Source organism: Pseudomonas sp. MWU13-2517, assembly GCF_023242545.1.
Taxonomy (GTDB): domain Bacteria; phylum Pseudomonadota; class Gammaproteobacteria; order Pseudomonadales; family Pseudomonadaceae; genus Aquipseudomonas.
The window spans coordinates 87896-111483 of the sequence record NZ_JALMFA010000007.1 but is presented as its reverse complement, the minus strand read 5'-3'; the positions used below and the strand labels follow the sequence as shown (position 1 = coordinate 111483).

The following is a 23588-nucleotide window of genomic DNA, read 5'->3' as shown; positions in this document are numbered from 1 at the left end:
GCCAACTAAGGTTGCGCTAAGGTTGGTTTTGCACTGTGAAACCTCCCACATTCGCTGAGAGCTTTTCCATGCGCAAAATTCTCCTGCTGTCCCTGATTCTTGCCAGCCCACTGGCCGTCGCCGGCCCGCAGTGCACCACCGCCGAGCGCTCGCAGTGGCAAGACGAAAAAGCCTTCCAGGACAAGCTCAAGGCCGAAGGCTACACAATCAGCAAGTTCAAAGTCACCGACGGCAACTGCTACGAGATCTACGGCTTCGACAAAGACAAGCGCAAGGTCGAGATCTACCACGACCCCGTCACCGGCAAAGCCGTGAAGACTGAGATCAAGGGCTGATGCCAGGCGACTCCCTGCGCCTCTGGGACCCGCTGGTCAGGCTGTTTCATCTGTCCATCGCCGGGGTCTTCATCGCCAACTACTTCTTCAATGAAGCCGGCGATGCCTGGCATGTCTGGCTGGGCTATTACGCCATGGCCTGGCTGCTGGTGCGCACGGTGTGGGGATTCGTCGGGCCGCGCAGTGCACGTTGGGTCGACTTTTGGCCTACGCCAAAACGGCTGAATGCCCACGTGCGCTCCCTGCTTAACGGCAAGCCACACCATCGATTGGGCCATTCGCCGCTGGGTGCGCTGGTGATGTTGTTGATGTTGTCGGCCCTGCTGACCATCGGTATCAGCGGCTTCCTGATGCAGGAGGTAGACGCACTATGGGGCGCCGACTGGCCGCTGCAAGTCCACGAGACCGCCGCCAATGTGCTGCTGGCGCTGGTGTGCGTGCATGTGCCGGCAGCCGTGTTTGAAAGTATCCAGGTAAGGGACAACCTGCCGTTATCCATGCTCACCGGCCGCAGGAAGCGCTTGCCGGATGAACGTGCGCAGTAATCCTTTTTCGACAGGTTCTCTATGCGCTCCGCCTTAATCATTTGCAGCCTGCTCGCGGTGTTTTTCGCCGCCTGGCAAAGCCATCCACCCCACACGTTGGCGCCGTTTGCCCAAGCCGGCCAGAGCGGTACGCCAGCCACGACAACCCCGCATTACACCAGCCGGTTTGTGTCCTCGCAGATCACTGATTTTGTGCACTCCTCCTCCGTGACAGCCCTGCCCGGCGGCGATTTGATGGCCGTGTGGTTTGCCGGCTCCCGCGAAGGCGCTGACGATGTGCAGGTGCGCGCCGCGCGGTTTGATGCACGCAGCGGCGAATGGGGCGCCGAGCAGGTAGTGGCCACGCGTGAAAGTACCCGCGATGGCACCCAGCGCTACATTCGCAAGTTGGGAAACCCGGTGATCGCGCTGGGCCCGGACCAACGCCTGTGGATGTTTTACGTGTCGGTGTCGGTCGGCGGCTGGGCTACCAGCGCGATCAACGTGATGGTCTCGGACGATCTGGGCGCGAACTGGTCGGCGCCGCGTCAACTGGTGACCTCGCCCTTCTTCAACATCAGCACCCTGGTGCGCGCCGCGCCGGTATTTCATGCCGACGGCTCCATCGGCCTGCCGGTGTACCACGAGTTCATGGGCAAGTTTGCCGAGTACCTGTACCTGAGCGCCGACGGTGCGGTGATCGATAAATTCCGCATCAGCCGCGGCAAGCACTCCCTGCAACCGACCATCGTGCCGCAGGATGGCCAGCGCGCCGTGGCGATGTTGCGCTATGCCGGTGAAACTCATCACCGGGTACTCGCCAGCCGCACCGAAGATGCCGGGCAAACCTGGAGCGAACCCTACCCACTGGCGCCGGCCAACCCCAATTCCTCACTGGCGGCCGTAGCGACCCAGGACGATGGTTTGCTGGTGGCCCTCAACGACCTGCAGGACGGTCGTTTCAAGCTCAGCCTCTACGGTACCGACGCCCGGCTCAGCCAATGGCGCACCGTGGTCGAGCTGGACCAGTCCCCTGACCCACTGGGCCAGCCGTTCGCTCCCGAGGTGTACAAAGAGATCATCGGCGAAGGCTTTCGCGCTTCCAGCGGGGCCAGGCGCTTGCCGCTGGAACAACGTTTTCTCAGCAACCTGGATTACCGCGTGTGCAAACCCCGTGGCTGTGAATTCGAATACGAGTACCCCTACTTCAGCCGTAGCCCGGACGGCATGTATCACTTGGTGTACTCCTGGAATAACACCTTTATCAAACATGTCAGCTTCAACGAAGCCTGGCTGGCGGAGCGTCTGTGATGATGTCGTTGTGGCAGGCCCATTTGAGTTTTGTACTGCTGGGGTTTGTGTTCTCGAGCCTGTTTGGACTCACCAGGCGATGGCGACCGTGGCTGTTGCCGCTGTGGGCAGTGCTCAGTTTCATCCAGGTGAATGAACTGCCGTTGGCGGCCTATTTGCGCAGCGTGACCGATGACTTGGCCATCAGCACGTTGGTGTTGCTGGGATGGGTCGCGCTCTGTCGCTTGGGGGTGCTGCAGCCGCTTGAGCGTGCGCATCAACTGCAACTGTTGCTGCTGTTCGGTGGGCTGAGCCTGCTGCTGTATCCGGCCACGATGGGGCTGACGTATTTCGATCCCTACCGCTGGGGTTTCAACCCTCGACCGATGATCGTGATGGTGGCAGCCGCCGCATTGTTGATGCTGTGGCTGCGTAATGCCCTGGCCGTATGGATGCTGGTGTTGGGCACGCTGGCGTTCGCCGTGCGACTCAAGGCCTCGGAGAACTACTGGGATTATCTGGTCGATCCGCTTTTGACCGGTTACTGCTTAGTCGCGGGAGTACTGCAACTCAAACCGTGGGAGCGGGCTTACGCGCAATGGCGGCGGGTCAGTCAGCGCCACAGTGGCTGATCCATCGCTAGCGGGAGCTTCCTCCACGTGGAGTTTGCATCGATTTAAAGAATGGGGATGAAAATGGGTGCGTTGCAATCACGCCGCCTGCGCTACGGCGTGGGGGCGATCGGGCTGGTGTTTGTGTTGCTGGCTGCGCTGCGGCTGGTGTTTGTCGTGGGCTTTTCGGGGCTTGATTTGAACACCCCTGGGCTGATGGAAACCCTGGGCATCGGCCTGCGTTTCGACCTGCGCCTGGCGGTGCTGGTCTTGTTGCCACTGGCCGTGCTGGCCTGGCTGCCACGCTGGAACCTCGTCACGCTGCCGGCGCTGCGCTGGCTGGTGCGTGGCTATCTGGTGGTGGTACTGGCGATGGTCGGCCTGGTGTACATCATCGATTTCGGCCACTACGCCTACTTGGGTACACGCATCAACGCGACCGTGTTTCGTTACCTGCAAGACGCGCAGATTTCTCAACAGATGGTGTGGGAAACCTACCCGGTGTTGTGGATAACCGCCTGCTGGCTGGCCGCCGTGGGGCTATGGGTGTGGGCGCTGGTCTGCCTGGAACGGCTGACCCTGGATCGCGCGCCCAAAGCCATCGGCAAACCGGCGCTGGCGTCGGCTTCAGTGATCGGCGTCATCGCGGTGCTGCTGGCTCTGCTCGGCCGCGTCGCCAACCTGAACCTGGAAAACCCGGTGCCCCTGCGCTGGAGCGACGCGTTCTTTTCCGGTAACAACCAGGTGGCCGCCGTGGGCCTGAACCCGGTGCTGTTCTTGTACGACACACTCAAGGTCGGCCAGTCGCAGTTCGATGAAGCCAAGGTGCGCGAGCTGTACCCACACGTCGCTCACTACCTGGGCGTCGACCAACCCGACGCCGCGCAATTGAATTTTACCCGAGAACAAACCGTACAGCCCTATCGCCTGGCCGGCGAACGGGCACCCAACGTGGTCTTCGTGATGCTCGAATCCCTTGGCACCAGCGCCGTGGGCGCCTACGGCAACCCGCTGAACCCCACACCGAACCTGGACAAACTGGCGACACAAAGCTGGTTATTCAAACACTTCTATGTGCCCGTCACCGGCACTGCAAAAACCGTGTGGGCGAGCATCACAGGGGTGCCCGACGTGACCCGGCAGGAGACTGCCACACGCCACCCGCTGCTCACCCGCCAACACACGTTGATCAATGCGTTCGAGGGCTACCAGAAGTTCTACATGATCGGCGGCAACGCCGGTTGGGCAAATATCAACGCACTGATCCGCCAGAGCATCGACGGCGTGCAATTGTTTGAGGAGAGCCACTGGCGCTCGCCCCGCGTGGATGTGTGGGGCATTTCCGATCTGGACTTGTTCAAGGAGAGCGACCGGCTATTGCGCGCCGTGCCCAAAAACCAGCCGTTCTTCGCCTACCTGCAAACCTCCGGCAACCACCGCCCCTTCACCATTCCCAAGCAAAACGATGGTTTCCAGTTAAACGACGTCACGCTGGAACAGGCCCAGGCGGCCGGCTCGCGCAGCGTCGAGCAATACCAGGCGGTGCGGCTGCTGGACTACAACATCGGCCGCCTGATGGAGATCGCCAAGGCCGGTGGTTGGTACGACAACAGCATTTTTGTGTTCTTCGGCGACCACAACACCCGCATCAGCCAGATCCCGCACATGGCCCCGGCTTTCGAGCAACTGGGCCTGGAAAGCAACAACGTGCCCTTGCTGATTCACTCTCCAGGCCTCAAGCCTCGCGTGATCGAAGAGGCGGTGGGCCTGGCCGACCTGCTGCCCACCGTGGCCGGTATGGCCGGCGTGCCGTTTTCCAATCGCGCGATGGGCCGGGATATCCAGCAACCGGCACCGGAAGGCGAACGCATGGTGCCGCTGGTGCTGCAGGAAGGCACGTTCCCGATTATCGGCGGGGTCACCCAGCACTTCCTGCTGCAAATGCAGCACGACGGCAGTTCACCCACGCTGCATGACCTGGCCTCGCCAACGCCCCGGGAAGATGTCGCCAAGCAGCACCCCGAAGCGTTTCAACGCCTGCAGGTGCTGACGCGTGGGCTGCACGAAAGTGCGCGATTGATGCTGTTCAGGAATGTGCGCGAGTGATCACTGGGCCTGGAAGGTTTCCAGGTACGCCAGGATGTCGTCGATTTTTTGCGGGTCACTGATGCCCCAGAAAATCATGCGCGTACCGCTGACGACCTTTTTCGGCGACTCGATATAGGCAGCCAGTTTGTCCCGGGTCCAGACTACCCCGGAGTTTTTCATCGCGTCGGAGTACTGATAGTCAGCGGTGGTGCCGGCCGGCCGGCCGATAATGCCGTTGAGCTCTGGGCCAAAGCCACCCCGTGCGCCTTCGCCGACGCTATGGCAGCCGCCACAGGTCTTGGTGAAGAGCTTGCCGCCCGCCTCGGCATCGCCGGCAGCGAAGGCCGGGCCGGTGGCGAGCATCAGGGCAAACGTCAATAAGGCGTACTTCATGGTCGGCTCCACATCAGGTGTAGCGCACGATTATGCCTGTTTGTCGTCCACCCCTGCCTATCCAGATCAAGGGTGACGGCCTTAAGAGGGCCTGATAGCGGCCCTCCTTGAGCAACCCTGGCATATGACCACTCATCGCTTTGGATAGACTTGATAGAACCTATTCAAGCCTGCCCCACTCCATCTAGTTATCCCCAGATGGTGAAGTAAGAATCATGGCCCAGCCATCAATTTTAGTGTTGGAAGACGACGAAATCATTCGGTCGTTGATGGTGGATGTACTGGAAGATTTCGGTGCATTGGTAACGTCGTTTTCTTCGGCAGATGAAGGAATGATTTACCTGGAGCGCGGCGATGATCCGGTGGACCTGATTGTCAGCGATATCCAAATGCCGGGTTTGCTCAATGGGTATGACCTGAGCAGGGTCGTTGCCCATCGCTGGCCGTCCGTGCCGGTGGTGTTGACTTCCGGCAATACCAAATTGGCGGCTCAATTGGGCAAGTCTGTGCGGTTCCTGCCTAAACCGTGGAGCGTCGAGCATTTGCTCGAGTGCGTGCAAGTGGCGCTGACCCGGCAGGGCTTGTCCATGCATTAATAGCACCGCGACATCATCTGGCGCGAACTTCGTGGTCCGAACTGCGGTCATTAATGAAGCTAGGGGCGATTTTTCTGATCCGCTGGTCAGTGTTTTCGCCTTTCGCGCAGAACCCGGCTACGAGTTGTGTAGAATCGTCGCCCATTTCCGCGCGTCATTCATGGCCGAGAGGCCCACAGTTCGAGCTTATTGAATGCATTCACAGGCCCATGACGTCAGTGCGCCCTCATTGCTGGAAGCGCTGCGCACAGGCACTGGCTTGCTGCATGTCGCGCTGGAAAAGCGCTTGCCCTTTTTTTCCGAACGTTTGGACGCACCGTGGTACCGCCGCCTGCTCCAGGCGTATTACGGATTTTATGCGCCGATGGAAGCCGCACTGTACGCAAGCGGCTTGATCCCCGAGGGCTTTGACTCGGCACGGCGTGTGAAAACGCCAACACTGATAGGCGACCTGAAAGCCCTCGGCTTGAATGACGCGGCCATTCGCGCCTTGCCCTACTGCCGCGAACTCCCGACTTTCGACACGCCCGCCGCCTGCCTCGGCGCCCTCTACGTGCTGGAGGGCGCGACGCTCGGCGGCCAGGTCCTGCGCCGGGAAATGGCCCAGCGCCTGGCGGTGAACGCCGACAGCGGTGGCGCATTTCTTAACGTGTACGGCGCCGAGACCGGTCGACGCTGGAAAGACTTTCTCGATTACCTGGGTTGCCTGCCACTGGACGCTGACGCTAAAGAGCGCGCGGTCATTGCTGCCCGCTCGACATTCAGCGGCTTTGAGCAATGGCTCGAGAGCCAGGAGGTACTGCTATGAAACCCGATGATTTTGAAGAATTGCTTGCCAACTGTGCCAACGAGCCGATCCGCTTCCCTGGCGCGATTCAGCCCCACGGCGTGCTGCTGACCTTGTCGGAACCGGACCTGAATATTATCCAGATCAGTGCCAACGTCGGCAGCCTGTTCGGCCATGCGCCTGAGTCGCTGCTGGGCCAGCCGTTGCAGACTTTGATCGGGATGGAGCACGCCGAGGCCGTACGGTCGATGGCCGAACACAATACGTTTTTCGACGCAGCACCACTGCACATCACCTTCAAGGGCGAGCCATTCGAAGGGCTGCTGCATCGCCACCAGAACGTATTGGTGCTGGAATTCGAACCGCGACTGGAGCATTTCAAACCGCACGCGCTGAACGGCCGCACCAGTGACCTGGGCAAGATGCTGCAACGCCTGCAATCAGCGAAAACCCTGCAAGCGCTGTACGAAATCAGCGTGACCGAAATCCAGGCCATGACCGGCTACGACCGGGTATTGATCTATCGTTTCGAAGAAGAAGGCCATGGCCAGGTGATCGCCGAGGCTTCGGCCCCGTCCATGGAGCTTTTCAACGGGCTGTTTTTCCCGGCGTCCGACATCCCGGAACAAGCCCGCGAACTGTATCGCACAAACTGGCTGCGCATCATCCCGAATGCGGCCTACGAGCCGGTGCCCTTATTGCCCAGGTTGCGCCCGGACACCGACCAGCCGTTGGACCTGAGCTTCGCCACTCTGCGCAGCGTGTCGCCGATTCACTGCCAGTACATGCAGAACATGGGCGTGCTGTCGTCCATGAGCATCTCGCTGATGAAGGGTGACAAGCTTTGGGGACTGATCAGTTGCGGCAATCGCGAGCCGCTGCTGGTACCCAACGAGCTGCGCACTGTCTGCCAGACCATCGGCCAGGTGTTGTCATTACAGATCAGCGCCATGGAAGCGTTGGAACTGAGCCGGCAGCGCGAAGAAAAAATCGCCGCCCTGGCCACCCTCGATAAAGCGATGAGAGCCTGTGAAGGCAACGTCTTCGATGGGCTGGCCCAGCAAGCTCAAGTGCTGATGGACCTGACGCTTTCAGGCGGTGTGGCGATCATCGAAGACAAACAGTTGCACCGTTACGGCAATTGCCCGGAGCCGGCGCAGATCCGAGCACTGCACAAATGGCTGCAAGAGCGTGACGAACCGGTTTTCTCCAGCCATAACCTGATGGCGGTCTACCCACCCGCCGCAGAGTTTCAACAGGTCGCCAGTGGCGTTTTGGCCATGAGCCTGCCCAAGCCTGTGGATAACGGCGTGCTGTGGTTCCGCCCGGAAGTGAAGGAGAACGTCAACTGGAGCGGCAACCCGAACAAGCCTCTCGACCTGGAAAGCGGCGACGCTGGATTGCGCCTGCGCCCGCGCACCTCATTTGAAATATGGAAGGTGGAAATGGCCGGTATCTCCACCAAATGGAGCCACGGCGATCACTTTGCCGCCAACGACCTGCGCCGCTCGGCCCTGGAAAACGATCTGGCGCGCCAGGTACTGCGTGAACAACAGGCCGTGCGGGCCCGTGATGAACTGGTGGCGGTAGTGTCCCACGACCTGCGCAACCCAATGACCGTCATATCCATGCTCTGCGGCATGATGCAAAACGCCTTCAGCTCTGATGGCCCGCACACGTCGCGACGGATATCGTCGGCCATCGATACCATGCAACAAGCCGCCACCCGTATGAATACGTTGCTGGAGGACTTGCTCGACACCTCGAAAATCGAGGCCGGGCGTTACGTAGTCAAGCCGGTTGCACTGGATGTCAGCCAGATGTTCGAGGAAGCCTATTCACTGCTGTCCCCCCTGGCGCTGGAGAAAGGTGTCGACCTGTCGTTCAACACCGAGCCCGGCCTGAAGATAAATGCCGACCCGGAACGTCTCTTCCAGGTCTTGTCGAACCTGATCGGCAACGCCATCAAGTTCACCCCGCGCCAAGGCAATATCGGTATCAGTGCCATGAGCAATGGCGAAGAGATCGTGTTTTCGGTACGCGATTCCGGCGAGGGCATCGGGCCCGAACAACTGCCTCACGTATTCGACCGTTACTGGACCAACACCGAAAACAATCCCACCGGCAGTGGCCTGGGGCTGTATATCACCCAAGGGATTGTCCAGGCTCATGGCGGCAAGATCGTTGCTGAAAGTGAAGTGGGCCGTGGCAGTGAGTTCCGCTTTACGGTGCCAAGAATCAGCGACGACGCTCAGGCCTGACCCAAACGGTCGGGCGCCGCTTGTGCACGCCCACCCTTGGTAATGATGCCGAAGGCATTACGCGTGACCCGGGCGAGCGCATGCTCGCCACGTGCGGCAAGGGAAAAGTGCTCCAACTGCCCCCACAGCTCAATGTCACCCACCAGGTAGGCGCGATGCCTGGCCCGGGTCAGCGCCACATTCAGCAGGTTCGGTTTGGAGGCGGCCCATTGCGCGCCTCCCGCGTGGTCCTTGTCTGCGCCCAGAAGCATGAACACCGTGTCCTGCTCTTTGCCCTGAAACGTATGCACCGTGCCGACGTTACGCTTGACCCATTCTTTAAGGTCCCCACGCCGAGGCGCGGCGCCCGCCCATTCGATTTGCATCAGGTGCTGGCGCAGCGCCTGGCGGACGGCCTTGAATGGCGACACCACGTACAGCTTGGGTAACGCCTGGTCACGCTGGAACAGGCACACGATCACCTTCGCCATGAATTCAATCTGCTCGTACACCACTTGCTTGCGGGTCACGTTGCCGCGTATGTCCACCCAACTGCTGGGCAGGTCGATCAACGGAGTGTCCGGGGCGTTTCGCTGGGCAAGACCAAAGACCATCTTGTCGTCATACGCCATCCGGTTGGCCAGGGAAAACATCGGGTCATGGCAACGCCGATGCACGCGCAATGGGCTGCCGATCCAAAGACGCTTACCCATCATCGGCGCATACGTGCCAAATCGGCTGGCTTGATCAGCCAGCCGTTGCACCGAGACCTGATGGGGGGCATAGCTGTCGTCGTGGGTAAACGGTGACAGTTGCCCCAAGGCCGTGATCAGTTGCCGTGGCAGGGTAAACACCGGTTCAATTTGCAGCGGGTCACCCACCACCACGCAGCGTCGGGCGCGCCATAGCGCACCCACGGCGGCCTGGGGCACTGCCTGGCCGGCTTCGTCGATAAAGACCCAACCCAGCGCAGCGCTTTGCAAGCCACGAAACTGATTGGCAAAGGACGCGAACGTGGTGGAAACCACCGGCACAATCATGAACAGGTTTTGCCAGACAGGCAGGACGTGGCTGGCGTCTTCCGGCTGCTTGTTGTTCAGCAGGTGAGAGATGGCCCAAAGGTTGGAGCGCATTCGGTTTTTTGGCTGCCCGGCCTCATGCAACCAGGCTTGCTGTAATTGCAGGGCTGCCGCGAACAACGCCGAACGCAGTCGAGCAAACTGAGCATCGTGCCACAGGCCTTTGATCTGAAACTGCGGCAACTCCAGGTCAGCCAAGGTGGCAGGCAGCACAGGGACGCCCAGGCGCTGCTCGAGTGCCGCACGCTCTGCCGTTTTGGTTTCCCAGTCGCGCGACCTTTGCGCCAGTTTCCGTTCACAGGCCTGCCGTTGACCTTCAAGCTTCGCGAGCTGGCTGGAAAGAGTCAGCGCTTCGCTTTTGAGGGTTCTGAGCCGAGCATGAGACTCGAGTTGCAGCTTGGCATTCTCGGCACACTGGCGGGTGTAGGCCCTGGCAGCCTGAGTGTGCCAGAACCGCGCCCACCAACCGGGCGATGTGCGATCGATCAGCCGTTGCTGTTCGACGAGCGACAGACACTCCTGCTCCTCCACCTGCTGGCGCCGCAAGTTCTCACGCACCGTCGCGTCAGCGGCCTCCACGCACGTCTGCAGGTGCGTATGCGCTTGCTGCGCCTGCGCCACGTAGCTGGCCTGGGTACCATCGCCCAGTTCTTCGAGCAATTGCGCCAGGCGCTCTCGCTCGGCCAGTGCGGTGCTGACGGCCTTGTCAGCCAGGTTGAAAGCGGCCCGCGCCGACGCAAAACTTGTCGGCTGCTCCTGGTCGAGCCACTTCCAAAGGGTCAGCGGTCGCTCCGTTTTGTCGGACTTGAACGTGTTGAAAAACAGCCCCTCGCGAAAACGGCGCCGATTAGTGGCGTTGCCCAACGCACAACTGACCAGGCCCCAGGGGATGTCCTGGTCCTTGGGAAAAACCGGGCCAGTTTTCTTGACCTTCACGGCCAGGTTATGGGCCACCGGCTGCAGATAACCAACCGATCGCCAGGTGGCATCCAGGGCGTTGCGCTTGGTCAGGTCCACCGAGATGTTTTCCACCGCGGCATTATTCGACGATGCCACGACCATCTCGAAACCGGTCAAGGCCTCGATCAGAGGCCATACCTGCCGCTCCTCATCCTTGAAACGAACGGTCAGCGGCTGCTGGCTGAACGCGTCATTGACGCTCGACAAGCCCGACAATACCCGCGCACGGCGCACGATGTTGTCCGCAAACAGGTCGCGCAACAGCGTTGTCTTGCCGGTACCCGGCGGCCCGTTGACCGCGAACAGGCCGCTGTAATGCAAGTCTGCGCCTGCCTGATTGAGCGCAAACTGTTGCATCAGGCTCATCGGGTGATCAGCGTTGCCCAACCAGTGGCCGATGCTCAAATGGCGCGGCCGCAGCCGCTGATACAGCAGCTCCCGCCCGGCGTCGGAATACAGGTCCAGGCGCTGATCGTCGGCAAGCGGGGTCAGGTACTGGCGCAGTGCTGCGGGCACATTGCCTGTGCGCACGCTGTGCATCGCCCGCTCGAGGTCGCCGATGTAAAAACTGTTGAGGATGTCGAGGTCGTCGACGGGGTCATCCTCGTCCTCTTCTTCCTGGAGTGCCGTGGGTTCCTGATCGCTCGCGACATCAGGCTCCTGGGTGGCCCTGGCCTTGGTCTTGACCTCAAGCACGGCCAGCGGCTGGTCAGCCCCGGGGTAAAAACCCGCCCATTCACACAGCGTCTGGTGCAGCGAAAGCACTTCACCCGCCGTCAGCGGGCCACTGGCATTATCAAGACGGGTGGCGAAAAAGTTGTTGAACAGGTTGATCAGGTAGCCGCTGGCAGACTCGAACTCGGATGCCCCCAGCGCTCCCAATCCTTGGGACAACGTTTGGCCCAAAGCCCAGGGTGCGGTAGAAATAGAGATGGAGTCGGCGAGGGGGCAACCGGACTTATCCAGGCCGATCTTGGCAAAACAGGTCTGCCCCTCGAGGTCGGCACGCGCCTCTTCCTCGAAGCGCGCAATGTCGCTCAACGGTGCAGGAACCGGCAACAGCGTCTCACACACCGTGAGCACTGCAGACTTGTCGAACACCCCCAGAAAGAGGCTGTAGCCGGTGACTTCCTTATCAACGGGCACATCGATGTGGTTCCATTGGGTAGAGCCTGCCTCGAGACAGGCTGCCTGCAGAACCACCTTCGATTGCCAGCCCTCCAACTCATCCAGGCGCTGATCCAGGCCATAGGGCACGAAAAATTCGACCTTGTGCCAATAATCCAATATGGCCAGAAGTCTTTGCTGATCAAAGGGTGCCAACGTCCTGTATCCCGAATATCCATAATCGAGGGGTGAGTGTACACGCCCCTCTTCTCAACGGAGCAGCGCCATGGTCACTCTCGGTCATCTTTTGACGTGAGACGTTTATAGTCCAGTCGCCCAGTGCTCTGTAGGTTTGGTGCGCGTCGACCCCGCTCGACGCTTACCCACCTACGGAGAAAACCATGATTGATGTATTTTTCAGCGTCTCCCCCGACTATTCCTCCCTTCATCAGGATCGCAGTGTCACGCCTGACCGGCAGCCGCCCGCCAAACCGAAGCCCGCGCCCGGCCCATCCATTGATTTCAGCGACCGCCGAAAAAAACCGGGCCGCCCAGGCGATCTGGATAGCCTTGGCGGCGGCGCAGTCCTTTAACCGTGTCAACCGCTGAGGTAGCGCAACTCAACGGCGCCTCAACTGCAGCGGGTTTGCCCTGACGCCAGTCGGCCAGGGCTTGCCCCACAGAATCGGCAGGGTTTCACCTGACAAATAATGGCCTATAGCCACAAGCCTAAAGCAGTATCCTCGCCCTATTCAAAGCCCGCAGCCCCCGAGGTACAGTAGCGCCAACCACGGAGTATCGGCCTCAACCACGACTGGCGTTAAAAGCTGGTCCAAGCAGGGAGCGCGCATATGGGCGATACATCCGACGACAATCCGCTGAGAAATGACTTTTCCGACCTCAACAGCGACATGTTGCATGCGGTCATGGAATTGGTCAGCGATGGGATCTGGGATTGGAATGCCAATACCGGCTTCGTCTACCGCAACCCCGGCTGGTACGAAATGCTCGGCTACCCCCGTCACTCCATGGAGAACACCGTGTTCACCTGGGAGAACGTGATCCACCCCGATGACTACCCGCAAGTCATGACACTGTTCGACGCCTACATTCATCGTCGTGCGCCCCTCTACCGAGCCGAATACCGCTGCCGCAAGGCCGATGGCACTTATCTGTGGATCGAAGACCGTGGCTACATCATTGCGCGCAATGCAGACGGTTCGGTCGCACGCATGGTCGGCGCCCATCGCGATATCCAGATACGCAAATCCTCGATCGAACAGCTTGAGCAACGCAACCAGTCCCTTGAAGCCCTGGTGGCCGAACGCACCCGCGAGCTGTCACGGGTCAACCAGCAACTGCAAGTGCAACTGGACGAAAACCGCTCCCTGGCTGAACGCGATACCTTGACCCACGTGGCTAACCGCTACTGCCTGGAGAAAGTGCTGCTGGAAGAATGCGAGCGCGCCGAACGCTTTCGTTTGCCGCTGGCGCTGGTGGCCATGGATATTGACGACTTCAAGCCGATCAATGATCGACACGGCCACGCCGTCGGTGACCAGGCCCTGGTGCGCGTGGTGGAAAGCCTGTTGGCCTGCGTACGAGAGGACGACCTGTTGGCGCGCTGGGGAGGCGACGAGTTTATGTGGGTCTTGCCCAAAAGCTCGCTGGAGGTTGCCAAGGCGCTGGCCGAGAAGGCTCGTCACGCCATGCACGAAATACCGGCAGCAGGCGACTTCACCCTTTCATTGAGCCTGGGCGTGGTCGAACGTCGTCCGGGTGAGCCCCCAGCCGCCTTGATGGCAAGGGCCGATCAAGCGTTGTATCGGTCCAAGGCGGCGGGGAAGGACAGGGTCTCGGAGTAACGCTCAGCGCACCGGCGGCGCGTACTGGATGCCGCCGTCACTCCACAGTGCATTAAGCCCGCGCTTGATCTTCAATGCGCTGCCCTGGCCGATGTTGCGCTCGAACACTTCGCCATAGTTGCCCACCTGCCTGACGATCTGCACCACCCAATCCTTGCGCAGTTTCAAGTCCTTGCCATACTCGCCGTCGGCGCCGAGCAAGCGTGCGACGTCCGGATTCCGGGTGGTCCTGGCTTGCTCTTCGACGTTCTGCGAAGTGATGCCCATTTCCTCGGCATTGAGCATGGCGAACAGCGTCCACTTGACGATGCTGAACCACTCATCGTCACCCTTGCGCACCAGTGGTCCCAACGGTTCCTTGGAGATCACTTGCGGCAGCACCACGAACTCGTCCGGGTGAGCCATCTTGATGCGCTGGGCGTAGAGGCCCGACTGATCGGTGGTCAGCACATCGCAGCGCCCTGCTTCCAGCCCCTTGGCACTCTCGTCGGCGGTATCGAAGGTGATCGGCGTGTACTTCATGCCATGGGTACGGAAGTAATCGGAGACATTGAGTTCCGTCGTCGTGCCGGCCTGGATGCAAATGGTCGCACCGTCCAGTTGCTTGGCGTCGGTCACGCCCAACTTGTTGTTCACCAGAAAGCCGATCCCGTCGTAGTAGGTCACGCCGGTGAACACCAGGCCCATGCCTGAATCACGGGAGCTGGTCCAGGTGGTGTTACGTGAAATCACGTCGACTTCACCGGATTGCAGCGCGGTGAATCGCTCCTTGGCGGTCAACTGGCTGAACTTCACTTTCGAGGCGTCACCAAATACCGCGGCGGCCACGGCATGGCACACATCCACATCGATACCCGTCATCTTGCCCTGGCTGTCCGGTACGCCGAAACCCGGCAAGCCGTCGCTGACACCGCATTGGATAAAGCCCTTCTTCTGGATCGCGTCCAGTGTTGCACCAGCGTGCGCAGTACCGGCCAGGGCCAATGCTGCGGTGGTGCCGATCACGGCCAAGGTGGTTTTGAATGGGTTCATGCAAGGCGCTCCCTGTCATTCCTTTTTATTCGGCGCTGCACAGCCCGCGCCGGTTTATAGTGATGCCGGGCAGTATCGACAGCTTTCCCGCCTGCCACAAACGACCTTTAGGCAAAGGCTCCTTCCGATTTGGAATGAACTGCATGATTTCAAAACGCTTGACCCCTTCGATGACCGCCTTGCAATGCTTCGAAGCGGCCGCCCGCCACCTGAGTTTCACCCGCGCCGCTGAAGAACTGCACCTGACCCAAAGTGCAGTGAGCAAGCAGGTGGCGCAGCTGGAAGAGATGCTGTGCCACAACCTGTTCGAACGGGTGCGCCAGCGCTTGTACCTGTCACCGGCAGGTTCGCTGTACCTGGCCGAAGTGCACAAGATCCTGACCCAGGTGGACATCTCCAGCCGCTATATCCTCACCTACGGCGGCGAGACCGAAGTGCTGCGCATCGCCACCCAGCCAACGTTCGGTGACCGCTGGCTGGTGCCCAAGCTCAAGGATTTCGCGGCGAAGCATCCCAATATCCACTTGGACGTGCGCAATGAGCTGGAGCCTTTTGACGTGCTGCAGGCCAAGGCCGATATCGCGTTTTTCTTCGGCCAGGGCTCATGGCCGGGGGCGACCTGCATCGAGCTGTTCCGCGAAGCGGTCGTGCCGGTCTGTGCCCCCGGGTTCGTCGCCGAGGGCAGCGACGCCTCTTCGCGTCATACCCTGTTGCAATGCACCTCGCGCCCGGAAGCCTGGCACGAGTGGTTCCTGGAGCAGGGCCTGCATTCGCAGAACAGCTACCACGGGCCGCGTTTCGACACGTTCTACATGTGCATCCGTGCCGCGCAGTCGGGTTATGGCGTGGCGCTGGTGCCGCAGTATCTGGTGGCCGAGGAGTTGGCCAACGGCAGCCTGATGATCCCGTGGAACTACGCGATGCCCAGCGCCGGTGCGCACTTTATCGCCCATGCCGAACACGCCGGCGACATCCCCAAAGTGAAAGCCTTCCTGAACTGGATGGTCGGCTACCTCGCGGCACATCCTGACTTTTAATAATGACCCGGCGACTTTATTTCGTTTGCGGCAGGGCCGGGCGCACGGCTTAGATAAAAAGACGCCCGCCACTGCCGAGTCCGAGAGTCATGAACCACGACACCATCAGCCAGTCGATTTCCATCGTTCACCCTATCAGCCTCAGCCACGGCAAGAACGCCGAGGTATGGGACACCACGGGCAAACGTTATATCGACTTTGTCGGCGGCATCGGTGTGCTCAACCTCGGCCATTGCCACCCTGGCGTGGTCGAAGCGATTCGGGAGCAGGCGACGAAGCTGACGCACTACGCGTTCAACGCCGCGCCCCACGCGCCCTACATCGAATTGATGGAGCGCCTCAGCGCATTCATTCCGGTGAATTACCCGGTGAGCGGCATGCTCACCAACAGCGGCGCGGAGGCCGCTGAAAATGCCTTGAAGATCGTCCGCGGCGCCACCGGCCGTACGGCGGTGATTGCCTTTGACGGCGCCTTCCACGGCCGCACTTTGGCCACCCTCAACCTCAACGGCAAAGTGGCGCCCTACAAGCAAAAGGTCGGGGTACTGCCAGGCCCCGTGTACCACCTGCCCTACCCCAGTGCCGATAATGGCGTCACTTGCGCTGAAGCGCTGAAGGCCATGGACCGCTTGTTCAGCGTGGAAATCGACGTCAACGATGTCGCCTGTTTCATCATCGAACCGGTGCAGGGTGAAGGCGGCTTCCTGGCCCTGGATATCGAATTTGCCCAAGCCTTGCGGCGTTTCTGCGACGCGAAAGGCATCCTGCTGATTGCCGATGAAATCCAGTCCGGCTTTGGCCGTACCGGCCAGCGATTTGCTTTCTCGCGACTAGGCATCGAGCCGGACCTGATCCTGCTCGGTAAAAGCATCGCCGGGGGGGTGCCATTGGGCGCCGTGGTCGGCCGTAAAACCTTGCTCGACAGCCTGCCCAAGGGCGGCCTGGGTGGCACCTATTCCGGCAACCCCATCGCGTGCGCAGGTGCATTGGCCACCCTTGATGCAATGACCGATGCACACCTGAAAACCTGGGGTTCACAGCAGGAAGAAGCCATCGTCAGCCGTTACCACACCTGGCGTGCACAGGGCGTTTGCGCGGTTCTGGGCCGCATGACCGGCGTGGGGGCCATGCGCGGCATCGAGTTGGTCAATGCCGACGGCACGCCTGCTTCCCAGCAACTGACCCAACTGCTGAGCCTGGCCCGGGAGGCGGGCTTGCTGCTGATGCCCAGCGGCAAGTCGCGGCACATCATCCGCCTGTTGGCACCGCTGACCATCGAGCCTGCGGTACTGGAGGAAGGTCTGGATATCCTGGAGGCGTGCCTGCGGCAGTTGGCTTAGTAAGGCGCGTCAACGGGCTTGCCACCGTTCCAAGCGCGATTGCATCAGTCCTTTGATCGCCTGGCGTGGGACAGCCCCTGGGCGCAGGTGCGTCTTTTATGGGTTCGTCAGGCCTCTGTGTTGCAGCGGATTTGAAGAGATGGCGTTTTGATGTGGTTCAGGGTCAATTCGAGTGCTGCCTTGACCTGATCCCCCCGCCCCTTGAAAATGCGCGACGCTTTTTTGTCCCGCTTACTGAAGTAGTGAAATTTCAATGTCCGATTCGCACACCGAAGAATCCGTAGTCACCTTGCAATCCAAAGCTGAATACGAAAACGCCATCAATCTTTCACAGCATGTGCCAGCGGCCAAGATCATCAGCGAGATGGTGCTGGACGCGTTCCACACCTCCAAGGAAAGCGACCAGATCCGCGAACTGCGCACCGCCATCCGCCAGGCCCATGATGCCTTCGACGATGACAAAGCCTACGAACTGATGGGCCAGCTCAAGCAACTGAAGGACGCCGAGGCTGCCGACAACGCCGCTCTGGAAAACCTCAGCAGCCAGTTTTCGATCAGCCGCATCCTGTCCAGTTTCAAGGACGACCCCGAGTTTCAGGAGCTGGTCTACGGCCTGGCCCTCAAAGTGCTGAACCAATCGCACCAGGCCATCAGCAACCCAAGCGCCGCCAAGGGCAAGGCTGCACGCGCCAAGAAAGACACCGAAGTGTTTGTGATCAGCAAAGATGGCATCAGCGTCACCCTGCCGCTGCGCACGCCGCGCTCCAAACTGAACGTTGACCGTGAGGCGCTTGAGTTCCTCGGTTTTGCGTTCGTGGGTGAAGGCAGCGAAGCGGAGCTGGAAAGTGAAACCTTCGTCGACAACAGTGGCGTGGAGCAGCCGATCACGCGCAAAAGCATCGTGACCGCGCTGCAACAGCAAAGCGCCTTCGACGGTTACACCATCGCCGCGCAATAAGGCCCTGAGGCCGGTGAAGTTCATGCCTGTGGCGAGGGAGCTTGCTCCCGCTGGGCTGCGCAGCGGCCCCAGCTTTTGGTTTGAAAAGACTGGGCCTGCTACGCAGTCCAACGGGAGCAAGCTCCCTCGCCACAGCCGCAGCGTTGCGCCTTTGGCCAACTAAGCCTTCATCACCTGCGCCGCGAACACTTCACGAAAGCGTTCCATCTCCCGCTGGGTGCCGACCGTTACCCGCACCCATTGCGGCCAGTTTTTCCAGACCCGCCCGACCATCACGTTCTGTGCGGCGAGCCGCTTGATGGCATGCTCTGCGGGCTGTTTTACGTCGATCATGAAGCAGTTGCTGTGCGACACCGTGCAGGTAAAGCCATGGGTCTTGAACCAGGCTATCGTTTCCTCGCGTAACTGTGCATTGAGTGCCTTGCGTTGTGGCAGCAACGCGACATCTTCCAGGCTCGCCCGCGCGCCGAGCAAAGAGGATGCTGCTGGCACGTTGTCCCCCCCGAACACCGCCAGCCGCTCCAGCAATGCAGGGTGGCCGACCGCCAACCCCAGACGCGCTCCAGCCATGCCGTAGATTTTTGAAAACGTGCGCAGCACCAGCAAGTCGTCGTGCTCCTTGACCCAGCTCACGCAGCTGGGTGCATCGGAGAAATCGATATAAGCCTCATCCACCACCAGCACGCTGCCTCTGGGTTTGTTTGCCAGCGCTTGGCGGATCGCCTCAGTGGGCGTCAGGGTTCCGGTAGGGTTGTTGGGGTTGCACAGATAAAACATACCCGCCTGGGGATCAGCGGCGAGCATGGCAGGCACATCGTGGGCGTGCCCGGCGTCGAGGTTCACTTCGTGCACCGGCGCCTGATTCGACTCGGCCGCCTGGCGTGGGACTTCGTATGACGGCGTAGCCATCACCAGGCCGCGGGTTGGACTGGTGAACGCCAACACCGCGTAACGCAGGGCGGCCATCGAGCCGGCAAACACCGCGACGTTTTCCTCGTTGATGCCTTGCTGCTGGGCAAACAATGCTGCCAACGCGTACATGTCCGGGTAGGGATAACGCCCGGACGTTGCGATCCCACGCTGCATCGCCTCACGGGCCGCGCTTGAAGGGCCGTAGGGGCTTTCGTTGTAGTTGAGCAGCACCTTGTCAGACTTTTTCGGCGGCGGGCCGGCGAGCGCCCAATCCAGGTGTCCCAGAACGGGCAAGGCCGCGCCGAGGGCAAGAAGGGAACGACGACTCACACTGACCATGGTAACGACTCCTCGTATACGGGGGATGGGTTCGCTCAGTTCGTACAGAGGAGTATGACGAGGAGAATGCCGGCTGATTTAACCGGGCAGTTGAGAATCAGCGCTCCAGGTAGTCGGTGATGGGATAGCTCGCGCACAACGTTTGCACCTGCGAACGCAACTGTTCACACACCGCTGGTTCCTGCCGGTAATCCTGCTCGTCCAGCGGCGTCACGCTGTCGAGTATCCGACACACCAGTTCGACAACCTGCCGGCAGCCCTGGGGATCGATCATGCGTTGCGCCATGGAACCGGTGCCCAGGCACAAGCCGCTGGTGACCGATGACGGTCGCGTGTCGCCCGGTACGCGATGCTTGTTCACCACAATACCGCACCCCTCCAGCGCCGACTCCGCGATGGCGCCGGTCATGGCGCCACGCAACCTGATCAGCACCGTGTGGTTTTCGCTCCGTCCACCCACCACTTCGTAACCATGCGCCTGAAAAGCACGGGCCATTTCGTCGGCAAGCGTACGAACCCGCCCCATGCAGGCGTCGAACTGCGGTGACTTCGCGTAACCCAGGGCAGCAGCTTTAGCAGCGATCATATTGACGGCCGGTGCTCCCTGCATGCGTGGGAATACGGCCTGATCGAGGACACGGCTGAAGGTCGACTTCAAACCGGGCACCTTGGTATTGGCATCGCGCCCGGACAGAATCAGCCCACCGCGAGGGCCGCCAAGCTGCTTGTGCGTGCAGGTGATGGTGACATGGGCGGCGTTGATCGGGTTCGGATGGCGTCCTGTCACGACCAGCCCGGCAATGTAGGAAATATCCGCGAGCAGGATCGCGCCCGCCTCATCGGCAATCTCGCGAAACCGCTCGAAATCCACCACCCGCGAGTAAGCCTGCGTACCGCAGATGATGATGCGCGGGCGATGCGCGAGGGCCAGGCTGCGCACCTGCTCGTAATCGATCAGGCCTTCGGCCGTGGTGCCGTAGCGGATGGCTTTGTAGTAGGCCCCTGTGAGAACAGCCGGGCTGCCGAGGGCGATATCACCGTCATGGTCGTGGGCCATACCCAGCAAGGTATCTCCAGGCTCAAGCAACGCTGAGAGGACTTGGGAAATCGCGATGGATGCCGAGTGAGACTGCACGCCGGCGTAGTGAGCGTCGAACAGCTCCCGCGCCCTGCGAATGGCCAAGGCTTCGACCCGATCGACGTTCTCGCAGCCGGGGCGATAGCCTCTGCCCGGCAGGCCTTCAGCCGTGACATTGACCAGTGCCGAGGCACAGGCCATCAGCGTATACGGCTTGACGGCGCAAGACGAAGGGACCAGCGATAAGGTGCGGTGCTGTCGCGTGACTTCCGCGTCGAGGATGCTCGCCAGCTCGGCATCTTCAGCGTGCAGGTCCGCCAGGCCACGACGCAGCAGGTCGGCCTGGTCTTTCAGTAGTGCGGTGTTGAGTGCCATCAGTGCGGTTCCCTTCCAGCGTATCGCGGGCCGATTCGTCCTGAACCGGGCGTTCAATTAAACAGAAATTTAAACGTTTTCCCATTTAAATGTTCATTTTTACCGATCTCGATCACAGGAAACGCCGAGGCAGCGCATTCGCACTTTATTGTTGTGGCCCACGCGTGCAACACTCCCGGCGCCGCTAGCCGGTGGTGTGAAAAGTGGACGTTTATAACTAAAGGGAAGTGGTGAGCACGTGATACACAAACGGGAAAAAACCGAGCACTTGAAGAGCAACATCAAGTACTTGATCAAAAGCCGTGGCGAAACCCAGCTTTCGTTAAGCAACGCCGCCGGCCTGACCAGGACCACGATCTACAACATCCTGGAAGGCAAGGTCGTCAATGTGCAGCAGTCGACCATTCGCAAGATTTCCGATTTCTTCGGCATCTCCTACGACGAAATCGAAACTGTCGATTTCGAAGCCAAGGAAATCCTCGAGAGCAGTGTTTCCCCCCAGGGCAACATGAACCCGGCGGCGGTGCCGATCCTCAAGGAAAGCCTGGTCATCCAGAACCTGGACAAGCGCATCGGCGAGCTGGCCACGGTGTATCCGCTGACCTACTACTTCGGTACGTGCTGCAACCTGATTGGCGTGCGCCTGGAGCACGGCATTCCCGGCATCAACGAAGCGGGTGACTTGTTGATCGTGCAAAAAGGCACGTCGAGCCCCGGCAAGGAAAAGTTGGTGTACGACAGGGCTACCCGCAAGATGTTCATCACCCTTGAAGCCTGTAGCAACTCAGAGCGCCTTTGCGTGGTCGGTGACATCGTCGAGGAGCGCTTCAATGACAACGTATGAAGCGGCCGTCGAAAACAGCAAATACAAACTGCTGGGGTTTGAGAATGACAAGAGCCTGGCGATCATCATGGTGATTGCCACCGGCAAGGTCATCAAGATGAAGCTGAGCGAAGTCATCAGCAGCGAAATAATGGACAACCTGAACAAAATGGAAGTTAAGAACATGTACAAGAAGTTCTATTCACAGGGAGGAACACTGACCGCCTATGACCTGAATGACCGTAACGAAAGCTCCTGGATGATCTACATCATCCTCAACCTGCTGTTGTTCACGTTCTATATTTTCACCAGTATCGCCGCGACCAAACCCATTTACCTGGAGTCGCTGGGCATCATCGTGACGCCGGGGACCTTCCTGTACCCCCTGACCTTCTTGATCGTCGACCTGTTGAACGAGCAGTTCGGCCTGCGACTGGCCAGAAGGGCCATTCTGTTTGCGTTTGCCAGTAACGCGATGATCATCATCCTGCTCTACGGCTCGACCTTCCTGCCGGGGCTGCCGGGCTGGAAACTGGATGGGCCGTATAACGACGTGATCATTCAAGTGTCCTCGGTGCTGGTCGCCTCCTCGGTGTCGTTCCTGGTGTCCGAGAATATAAACTCGTACTTGCTGTGCAAGATCAAAGAGCTGACCAACTCCAGGTACCTGTACCTGCGCATCTTCCTCAGCACGTTCTTCGCGGTCATCATCGACAGCTTCCTGTTTTGCTTCATTGCCTTCTACGGCGCGATGCAAACCAGCGACATCCTAAGCATGATCTACGTGCAGATCGCGATCAAAGTCGGCTTTGCGTTCTTCAATATCCTGCCGGCCTACGGTGCGCGGGCGCTGTTCAAGCGCTGGATCACCGGCACCACGGCAACACTCTAACCTGTGGCGAGGGAGCTTGCTCCCGCTGGGTCGCGTAGCGGCCCCAGCTTTTGGTTTGAAAAGACTGGGCCTGCTACGCAGTCCAGCGGGAGCAAGCTCCCTCGCCACGGGTGAGCGGTTGCTCGCGGGAATGACTTAATTCAGCTGCAACTTCTGCTTGAGGCTCTGCATCACGTCGGTCTTGTTCTGCAGGTACTCATTCAAGCCGCGAGCGCGCAGGTTGCACGCGTCACAATGACCGCAACCCGTGCCGATGATGCCGTTGTAGCAAGTCAGGGTGTTGTGGCGGACCAGCTCCAACTGGTTGTGATAGTCCGCCAGTGCCCAGGTCTCGGCCTTGTTCAGCCACATCAACGGGGTGTCCAGGCGCAGTTTGTATTCCATGCCCAGTTCCAGCGCTTTGTTCAGTGCCTTGACGAACTCATCGCGACAATCGGGATAACCCGAGAAGTCGGTTTCGCATACACCGGTAATCACGGTTTCGGCCTTCACCTGATAGGCGTAGATCGCCGCCAGGGTCAGGAACAGAATGTTGCGCCCCGGCACAAAGGTGCTCGGCAGGCTCTCGCCCGAGCTGTTGACGGTCGGCACCGGGATGTTGTCGCGGGTCAGGCTGCTGATGGCCAGCTCGTTGAGCAAGGACACATCCATCACTTTGTGAACGGTGGCGCCCAACTGCTTGGCAAGCTGCTGGGCGACTTCAATTTCCGCCACGTGGCGCTGGCCGTAATCGAAGGTAATGCAGTGCACTTCGTCATACAGTGGCAATGCCTGAATCAGACAGGTCGTCGAATCCTGCCCGCCACTGAATACCATAACGGCTTTTTTACTCATCTCTGCGCTTCCTGCATTTGTAGAATGTGGGTGTAGGAGCGAGCTTGCTCGCGAAAAACGGCAACGATAACGCAGCGTGCCCGGTTTGGCACG

The 23588-nt window shown here is 60.1% G+C and carries 21 protein-coding genes; 15 read left to right on the top strand and 6 right to left on the bottom strand.

Annotated features, from left to right (window positions below):
- Window positions 1-68 precede the first annotated feature (68 nt).
- The 5 genes from M5B97_RS11980 to M5B97_RS11960 all read left to right on the top strand — a co-directional run bounded on the left by M5B97_RS11980 (window position 69) and on the right by M5B97_RS11960 (window position 4866).
- Window positions 69-335, top strand: a complete 267-nt coding sequence (locus M5B97_RS11980) for a PepSY domain-containing protein (protein ID WP_015885790.1) — start codon at window positions 69-71, stop codon at window positions 333-335.
- Window positions 335-880 (top strand): cytochrome b/b6 domain-containing protein, encoded by a 546-nt coding sequence (locus tag M5B97_RS11975; RefSeq protein ID WP_248731575.1) that lies wholly within the window; start codon window positions 335-337, stop codon window positions 878-880. Before M5B97_RS11980 ends, M5B97_RS11975 begins: the two co-directional genes overlap by 1 nt.
- A gap of 21 nt (window positions 881-901) precedes the next feature.
- Window positions 902-2170 (top strand): sialidase family protein, encoded by a 1269-nt coding sequence (locus tag M5B97_RS11970; RefSeq protein WP_248731574.1) that lies wholly within the window; start codon window positions 902-904, stop codon window positions 2168-2170.
- The gene (locus tag M5B97_RS11965) at window positions 2170-2781 is read left to right on the top strand and encodes a hypothetical protein (protein WP_248731573.1); all 612 of its coding nucleotides are present in this window, start codon (window positions 2170-2172) and stop codon (window positions 2779-2781) included. The genes M5B97_RS11970 and M5B97_RS11965 overlap by 1 nt, the downstream gene beginning before the upstream one ends.
- Window positions 2782-2844: 63 nt before the next feature.
- The gene (locus M5B97_RS11960; RefSeq protein WP_248731572.1) at window positions 2845-4866 is read left to right on the top strand and encodes an LTA synthase family protein; all 2022 of its coding nucleotides are present in this window, start codon (window positions 2845-2847) and stop codon (window positions 4864-4866) included.
- Here M5B97_RS11960 and M5B97_RS11955 read toward each other — a convergent pair whose 3' ends face one another.
- Window positions 4867-5241: a cytochrome c family protein gene (locus M5B97_RS11955; protein ID WP_248731571.1), complete on the bottom strand. Its 375-nt coding sequence runs from the start codon at window positions 5239-5241 to the stop codon at window positions 4867-4869.
- A 215-nt stretch (window positions 5242-5456) separates the two neighbouring features.
- Here M5B97_RS11955 and M5B97_RS11950 point away from each other — a divergent pair, with 215 nt between their 5' ends.
- The 3 genes from M5B97_RS11950 (at window position 5457) to M5B97_RS11940 (ending at window position 8885) form a co-directional block, all read left to right on the top strand.
- Window positions 5457-5837, top strand: coding sequence for a response regulator (locus M5B97_RS11950; protein ID WP_123715314.1), 381 nt, complete (start codon window positions 5457-5459; stop codon window positions 5835-5837).
- A gap of 193 nt (window positions 5838-6030) precedes the next feature.
- Complete coding sequence (locus tag M5B97_RS11945; RefSeq protein ID WP_248731570.1) at window positions 6031-6645, top strand: biliverdin-producing heme oxygenase; 615 nt, start codon at window positions 6031-6033, stop codon at window positions 6643-6645.
- Window positions 6642-8885, top strand: coding sequence for an ATP-binding protein (locus M5B97_RS11940; protein WP_248731569.1), 2244 nt, complete (start codon window positions 6642-6644; stop codon window positions 8883-8885). Before M5B97_RS11945 ends, M5B97_RS11940 begins: the two co-directional genes overlap by 4 nt.
- Here M5B97_RS11940 and M5B97_RS11935 read toward each other — a convergent pair.
- Window positions 8876-12190 (bottom strand): DEAD/DEAH box helicase, encoded by a 3315-nt coding sequence (locus M5B97_RS11935; protein WP_248731568.1) that lies wholly within the window; start codon window positions 12188-12190, stop codon window positions 8876-8878. The genes M5B97_RS11940 and M5B97_RS11935 overlap by 10 nt on opposite strands.
- A gap of 221 nt (window positions 12191-12411) precedes the next feature.
- On the opposite strand from M5B97_RS11935, the gene M5B97_RS11930 reads away from it, so the two are divergent.
- A complete protein-coding gene (locus M5B97_RS11930; protein WP_134660212.1) occupies window positions 12412-12603 on the top strand; it encodes a hypothetical protein in 192 nt (63 codons plus the stop codon).
- Window positions 12604-12861: 258 nt separating this feature from the next.
- Window positions 12862-13875: a diguanylate cyclase gene (locus M5B97_RS11925; protein WP_248731567.1), complete on the top strand. Its 1014-nt coding sequence runs from the start codon at window positions 12862-12864 to the stop codon at window positions 13873-13875.
- Window positions 13876-13878: 3 nt separating this feature from the next.
- Here M5B97_RS11925 and M5B97_RS11920 read toward each other — a convergent pair whose 3' ends face one another.
- Window positions 13879-14907 carry an amino acid ABC transporter substrate-binding protein gene (locus M5B97_RS11920; protein WP_248731566.1) on the bottom strand — a complete coding sequence of 343 codons (1029 nt, stop codon included), beginning with the start codon at window positions 14905-14907 and terminating at the stop codon, window positions 13879-13881.
- Window positions 14908-15050: 143 nt separating this feature from the next.
- Here M5B97_RS11920 and M5B97_RS11915 point away from each other — a divergent pair, with 143 nt between their 5' ends.
- The 3 genes from M5B97_RS11915 to M5B97_RS11905 all read left to right on the top strand — a co-directional run bounded on the left by M5B97_RS11915 (window position 15051) and on the right by M5B97_RS11905 (window position 18242).
- On the top strand, window positions 15051-15944 hold the full coding sequence (locus M5B97_RS11915) for a LysR substrate-binding domain-containing protein (protein WP_248731565.1): 894 nt from the start codon (window positions 15051-15053) through the stop codon (window positions 15942-15944).
- Window positions 15945-16033: 89 nt separating this feature from the next.
- The gene (locus tag M5B97_RS11910) at window positions 16034-17284 is read left to right on the top strand and encodes an aspartate aminotransferase family protein (protein WP_248731564.1); all 1251 of its coding nucleotides are present in this window, start codon (window positions 16034-16036) and stop codon (window positions 17282-17284) included.
- A gap of 253 nt (window positions 17285-17537) precedes the next feature.
- Window positions 17538-18242, top strand: coding sequence for a hypothetical protein (locus M5B97_RS11905; protein WP_123715305.1), 705 nt, complete (start codon window positions 17538-17540; stop codon window positions 18240-18242).
- Window positions 18243-18401: 159 nt separating this feature from the next.
- On the opposite strand, the gene M5B97_RS11900 is transcribed toward M5B97_RS11905, so the two are convergent.
- Window positions 18402-19493 carry a pyridoxal phosphate-dependent aminotransferase gene (locus M5B97_RS11900; RefSeq protein WP_248731563.1) on the bottom strand — a complete coding sequence of 364 codons (1092 nt, stop codon included), beginning with the start codon at window positions 19491-19493 and terminating at the stop codon, window positions 18402-18404.
- Window positions 19494-19590: 97 nt separating this feature from the next.
- Window positions 19591-20946, bottom strand: a complete 1356-nt coding sequence (locus M5B97_RS11895; protein WP_248731562.1) for a serine hydroxymethyltransferase — start codon at window positions 20944-20946, stop codon at window positions 19591-19593.
- A gap of 238 nt (window positions 20947-21184) precedes the next feature.
- Here M5B97_RS11895 and M5B97_RS11890 point away from each other — a divergent pair, with 238 nt between their 5' ends.
- Together M5B97_RS11890 and M5B97_RS11885 are read left to right on the top strand one after the other, a co-directional pair.
- Window positions 21185-21790 (top strand): helix-turn-helix transcriptional regulator, encoded by a 606-nt coding sequence (locus M5B97_RS11890; protein ID WP_134660222.1) that lies wholly within the window; start codon window positions 21185-21187, stop codon window positions 21788-21790.
- The gene (locus M5B97_RS11885) at window positions 21777-22661 is read left to right on the top strand and encodes a queuosine precursor transporter (protein ID WP_123715298.1); all 885 of its coding nucleotides are present in this window, start codon (window positions 21777-21779) and stop codon (window positions 22659-22661) included. Before M5B97_RS11890 ends, M5B97_RS11885 begins: the two co-directional genes overlap by 14 nt.
- 135 nt (window positions 22662-22796) lie before the next feature.
- On the opposite strand, the gene queC is transcribed toward M5B97_RS11885, so the two are convergent.
- Window positions 22797-23495: a 7-cyano-7-deazaguanine synthase QueC gene (gene queC / locus M5B97_RS11880; protein WP_134660223.1), complete on the bottom strand. Its 699-nt coding sequence runs from the start codon at window positions 23493-23495 to the stop codon at window positions 22797-22799.
- Between the last annotated feature and the right edge of the window lie 93 nt (window positions 23496-23588).

Coding starts and splice junctions, on each gene's coding strand:
- M5B97_RS11945 (WP_248731570.1), top strand. CDS start 6,031: ATGCATTCACAGGCCCATGACGTCAGTGCGCCCTCATTGCTGGAAGCG.
- M5B97_RS11895 (WP_248731562.1), bottom strand. CDS start 20,946: ATGGCACTCAACACCGCACTACTGAAAGACCAGGCCGACCTGCTGCGT.
- M5B97_RS11920 (WP_248731566.1), bottom strand. CDS start 14,907: ATGAACCCATTCAAAACCACCTTGGCCGTGATCGGCACCACCGCAGCA.
- M5B97_RS11930 (WP_134660212.1), top strand. CDS start 12,412: ATGATTGATGTATTTTTCAGCGTCTCCCCCGACTATTCCTCCCTTCAT.
- M5B97_RS11940 (WP_248731569.1), top strand. CDS start 6,642: ATGAAACCCGATGATTTTGAAGAATTGCTTGCCAACTGTGCCAACGAG.
- M5B97_RS11965 (WP_248731573.1), top strand. CDS start 2,170: ATGATGTCGTTGTGGCAGGCCCATTTGAGTTTTGTACTGCTGGGGTTT.
- M5B97_RS11925 (WP_248731567.1), top strand. CDS start 12,862: ATGGGCGATACATCCGACGACAATCCGCTGAGAAATGACTTTTCCGAC.
- M5B97_RS11955 (WP_248731571.1), bottom strand. CDS start 5,241: ATGAAGTACGCCTTATTGACGTTTGCCCTGATGCTCGCCACCGGCCCG.
- M5B97_RS11915 (WP_248731565.1), top strand. CDS start 15,051: ATGATTTCAAAACGCTTGACCCCTTCGATGACCGCCTTGCAATGCTTC.
- M5B97_RS11960 (WP_248731572.1), top strand. CDS start 2,845: ATGGGTGCGTTGCAATCACGCCGCCTGCGCTACGGCGTGGGGGCGATC.
- M5B97_RS11975 (WP_248731575.1), top strand. CDS start 335: ATGCCAGGCGACTCCCTGCGCCTCTGGGACCCGCTGGTCAGGCTGTTT.
- M5B97_RS11910 (WP_248731564.1), top strand. CDS start 16,034: ATGAACCACGACACCATCAGCCAGTCGATTTCCATCGTTCACCCTATC.
- M5B97_RS11970 (WP_248731574.1), top strand. CDS start 902: ATGCGCTCCGCCTTAATCATTTGCAGCCTGCTCGCGGTGTTTTTCGCC.
- M5B97_RS11950 (WP_123715314.1), top strand. CDS start 5,457: ATGGCCCAGCCATCAATTTTAGTGTTGGAAGACGACGAAATCATTCGG.
- M5B97_RS11905 (WP_123715305.1), top strand. CDS start 17,538: ATGTCCGATTCGCACACCGAAGAATCCGTAGTCACCTTGCAATCCAAA.
- M5B97_RS11885 (WP_123715298.1), top strand. CDS start 21,777: ATGACAACGTATGAAGCGGCCGTCGAAAACAGCAAATACAAACTGCTG.
- M5B97_RS11900 (WP_248731563.1), bottom strand. CDS start 19,493: ATGGTCAGTGTGAGTCGTCGTTCCCTTCTTGCCCTCGGCGCGGCCTTG.
- queC (WP_134660223.1), bottom strand. CDS start 23,495: ATGAGTAAAAAAGCCGTTATGGTATTCAGTGGCGGGCAGGATTCGACG.
- M5B97_RS11980 (WP_015885790.1), top strand. CDS start 69: ATGCGCAAAATTCTCCTGCTGTCCCTGATTCTTGCCAGCCCACTGGCC.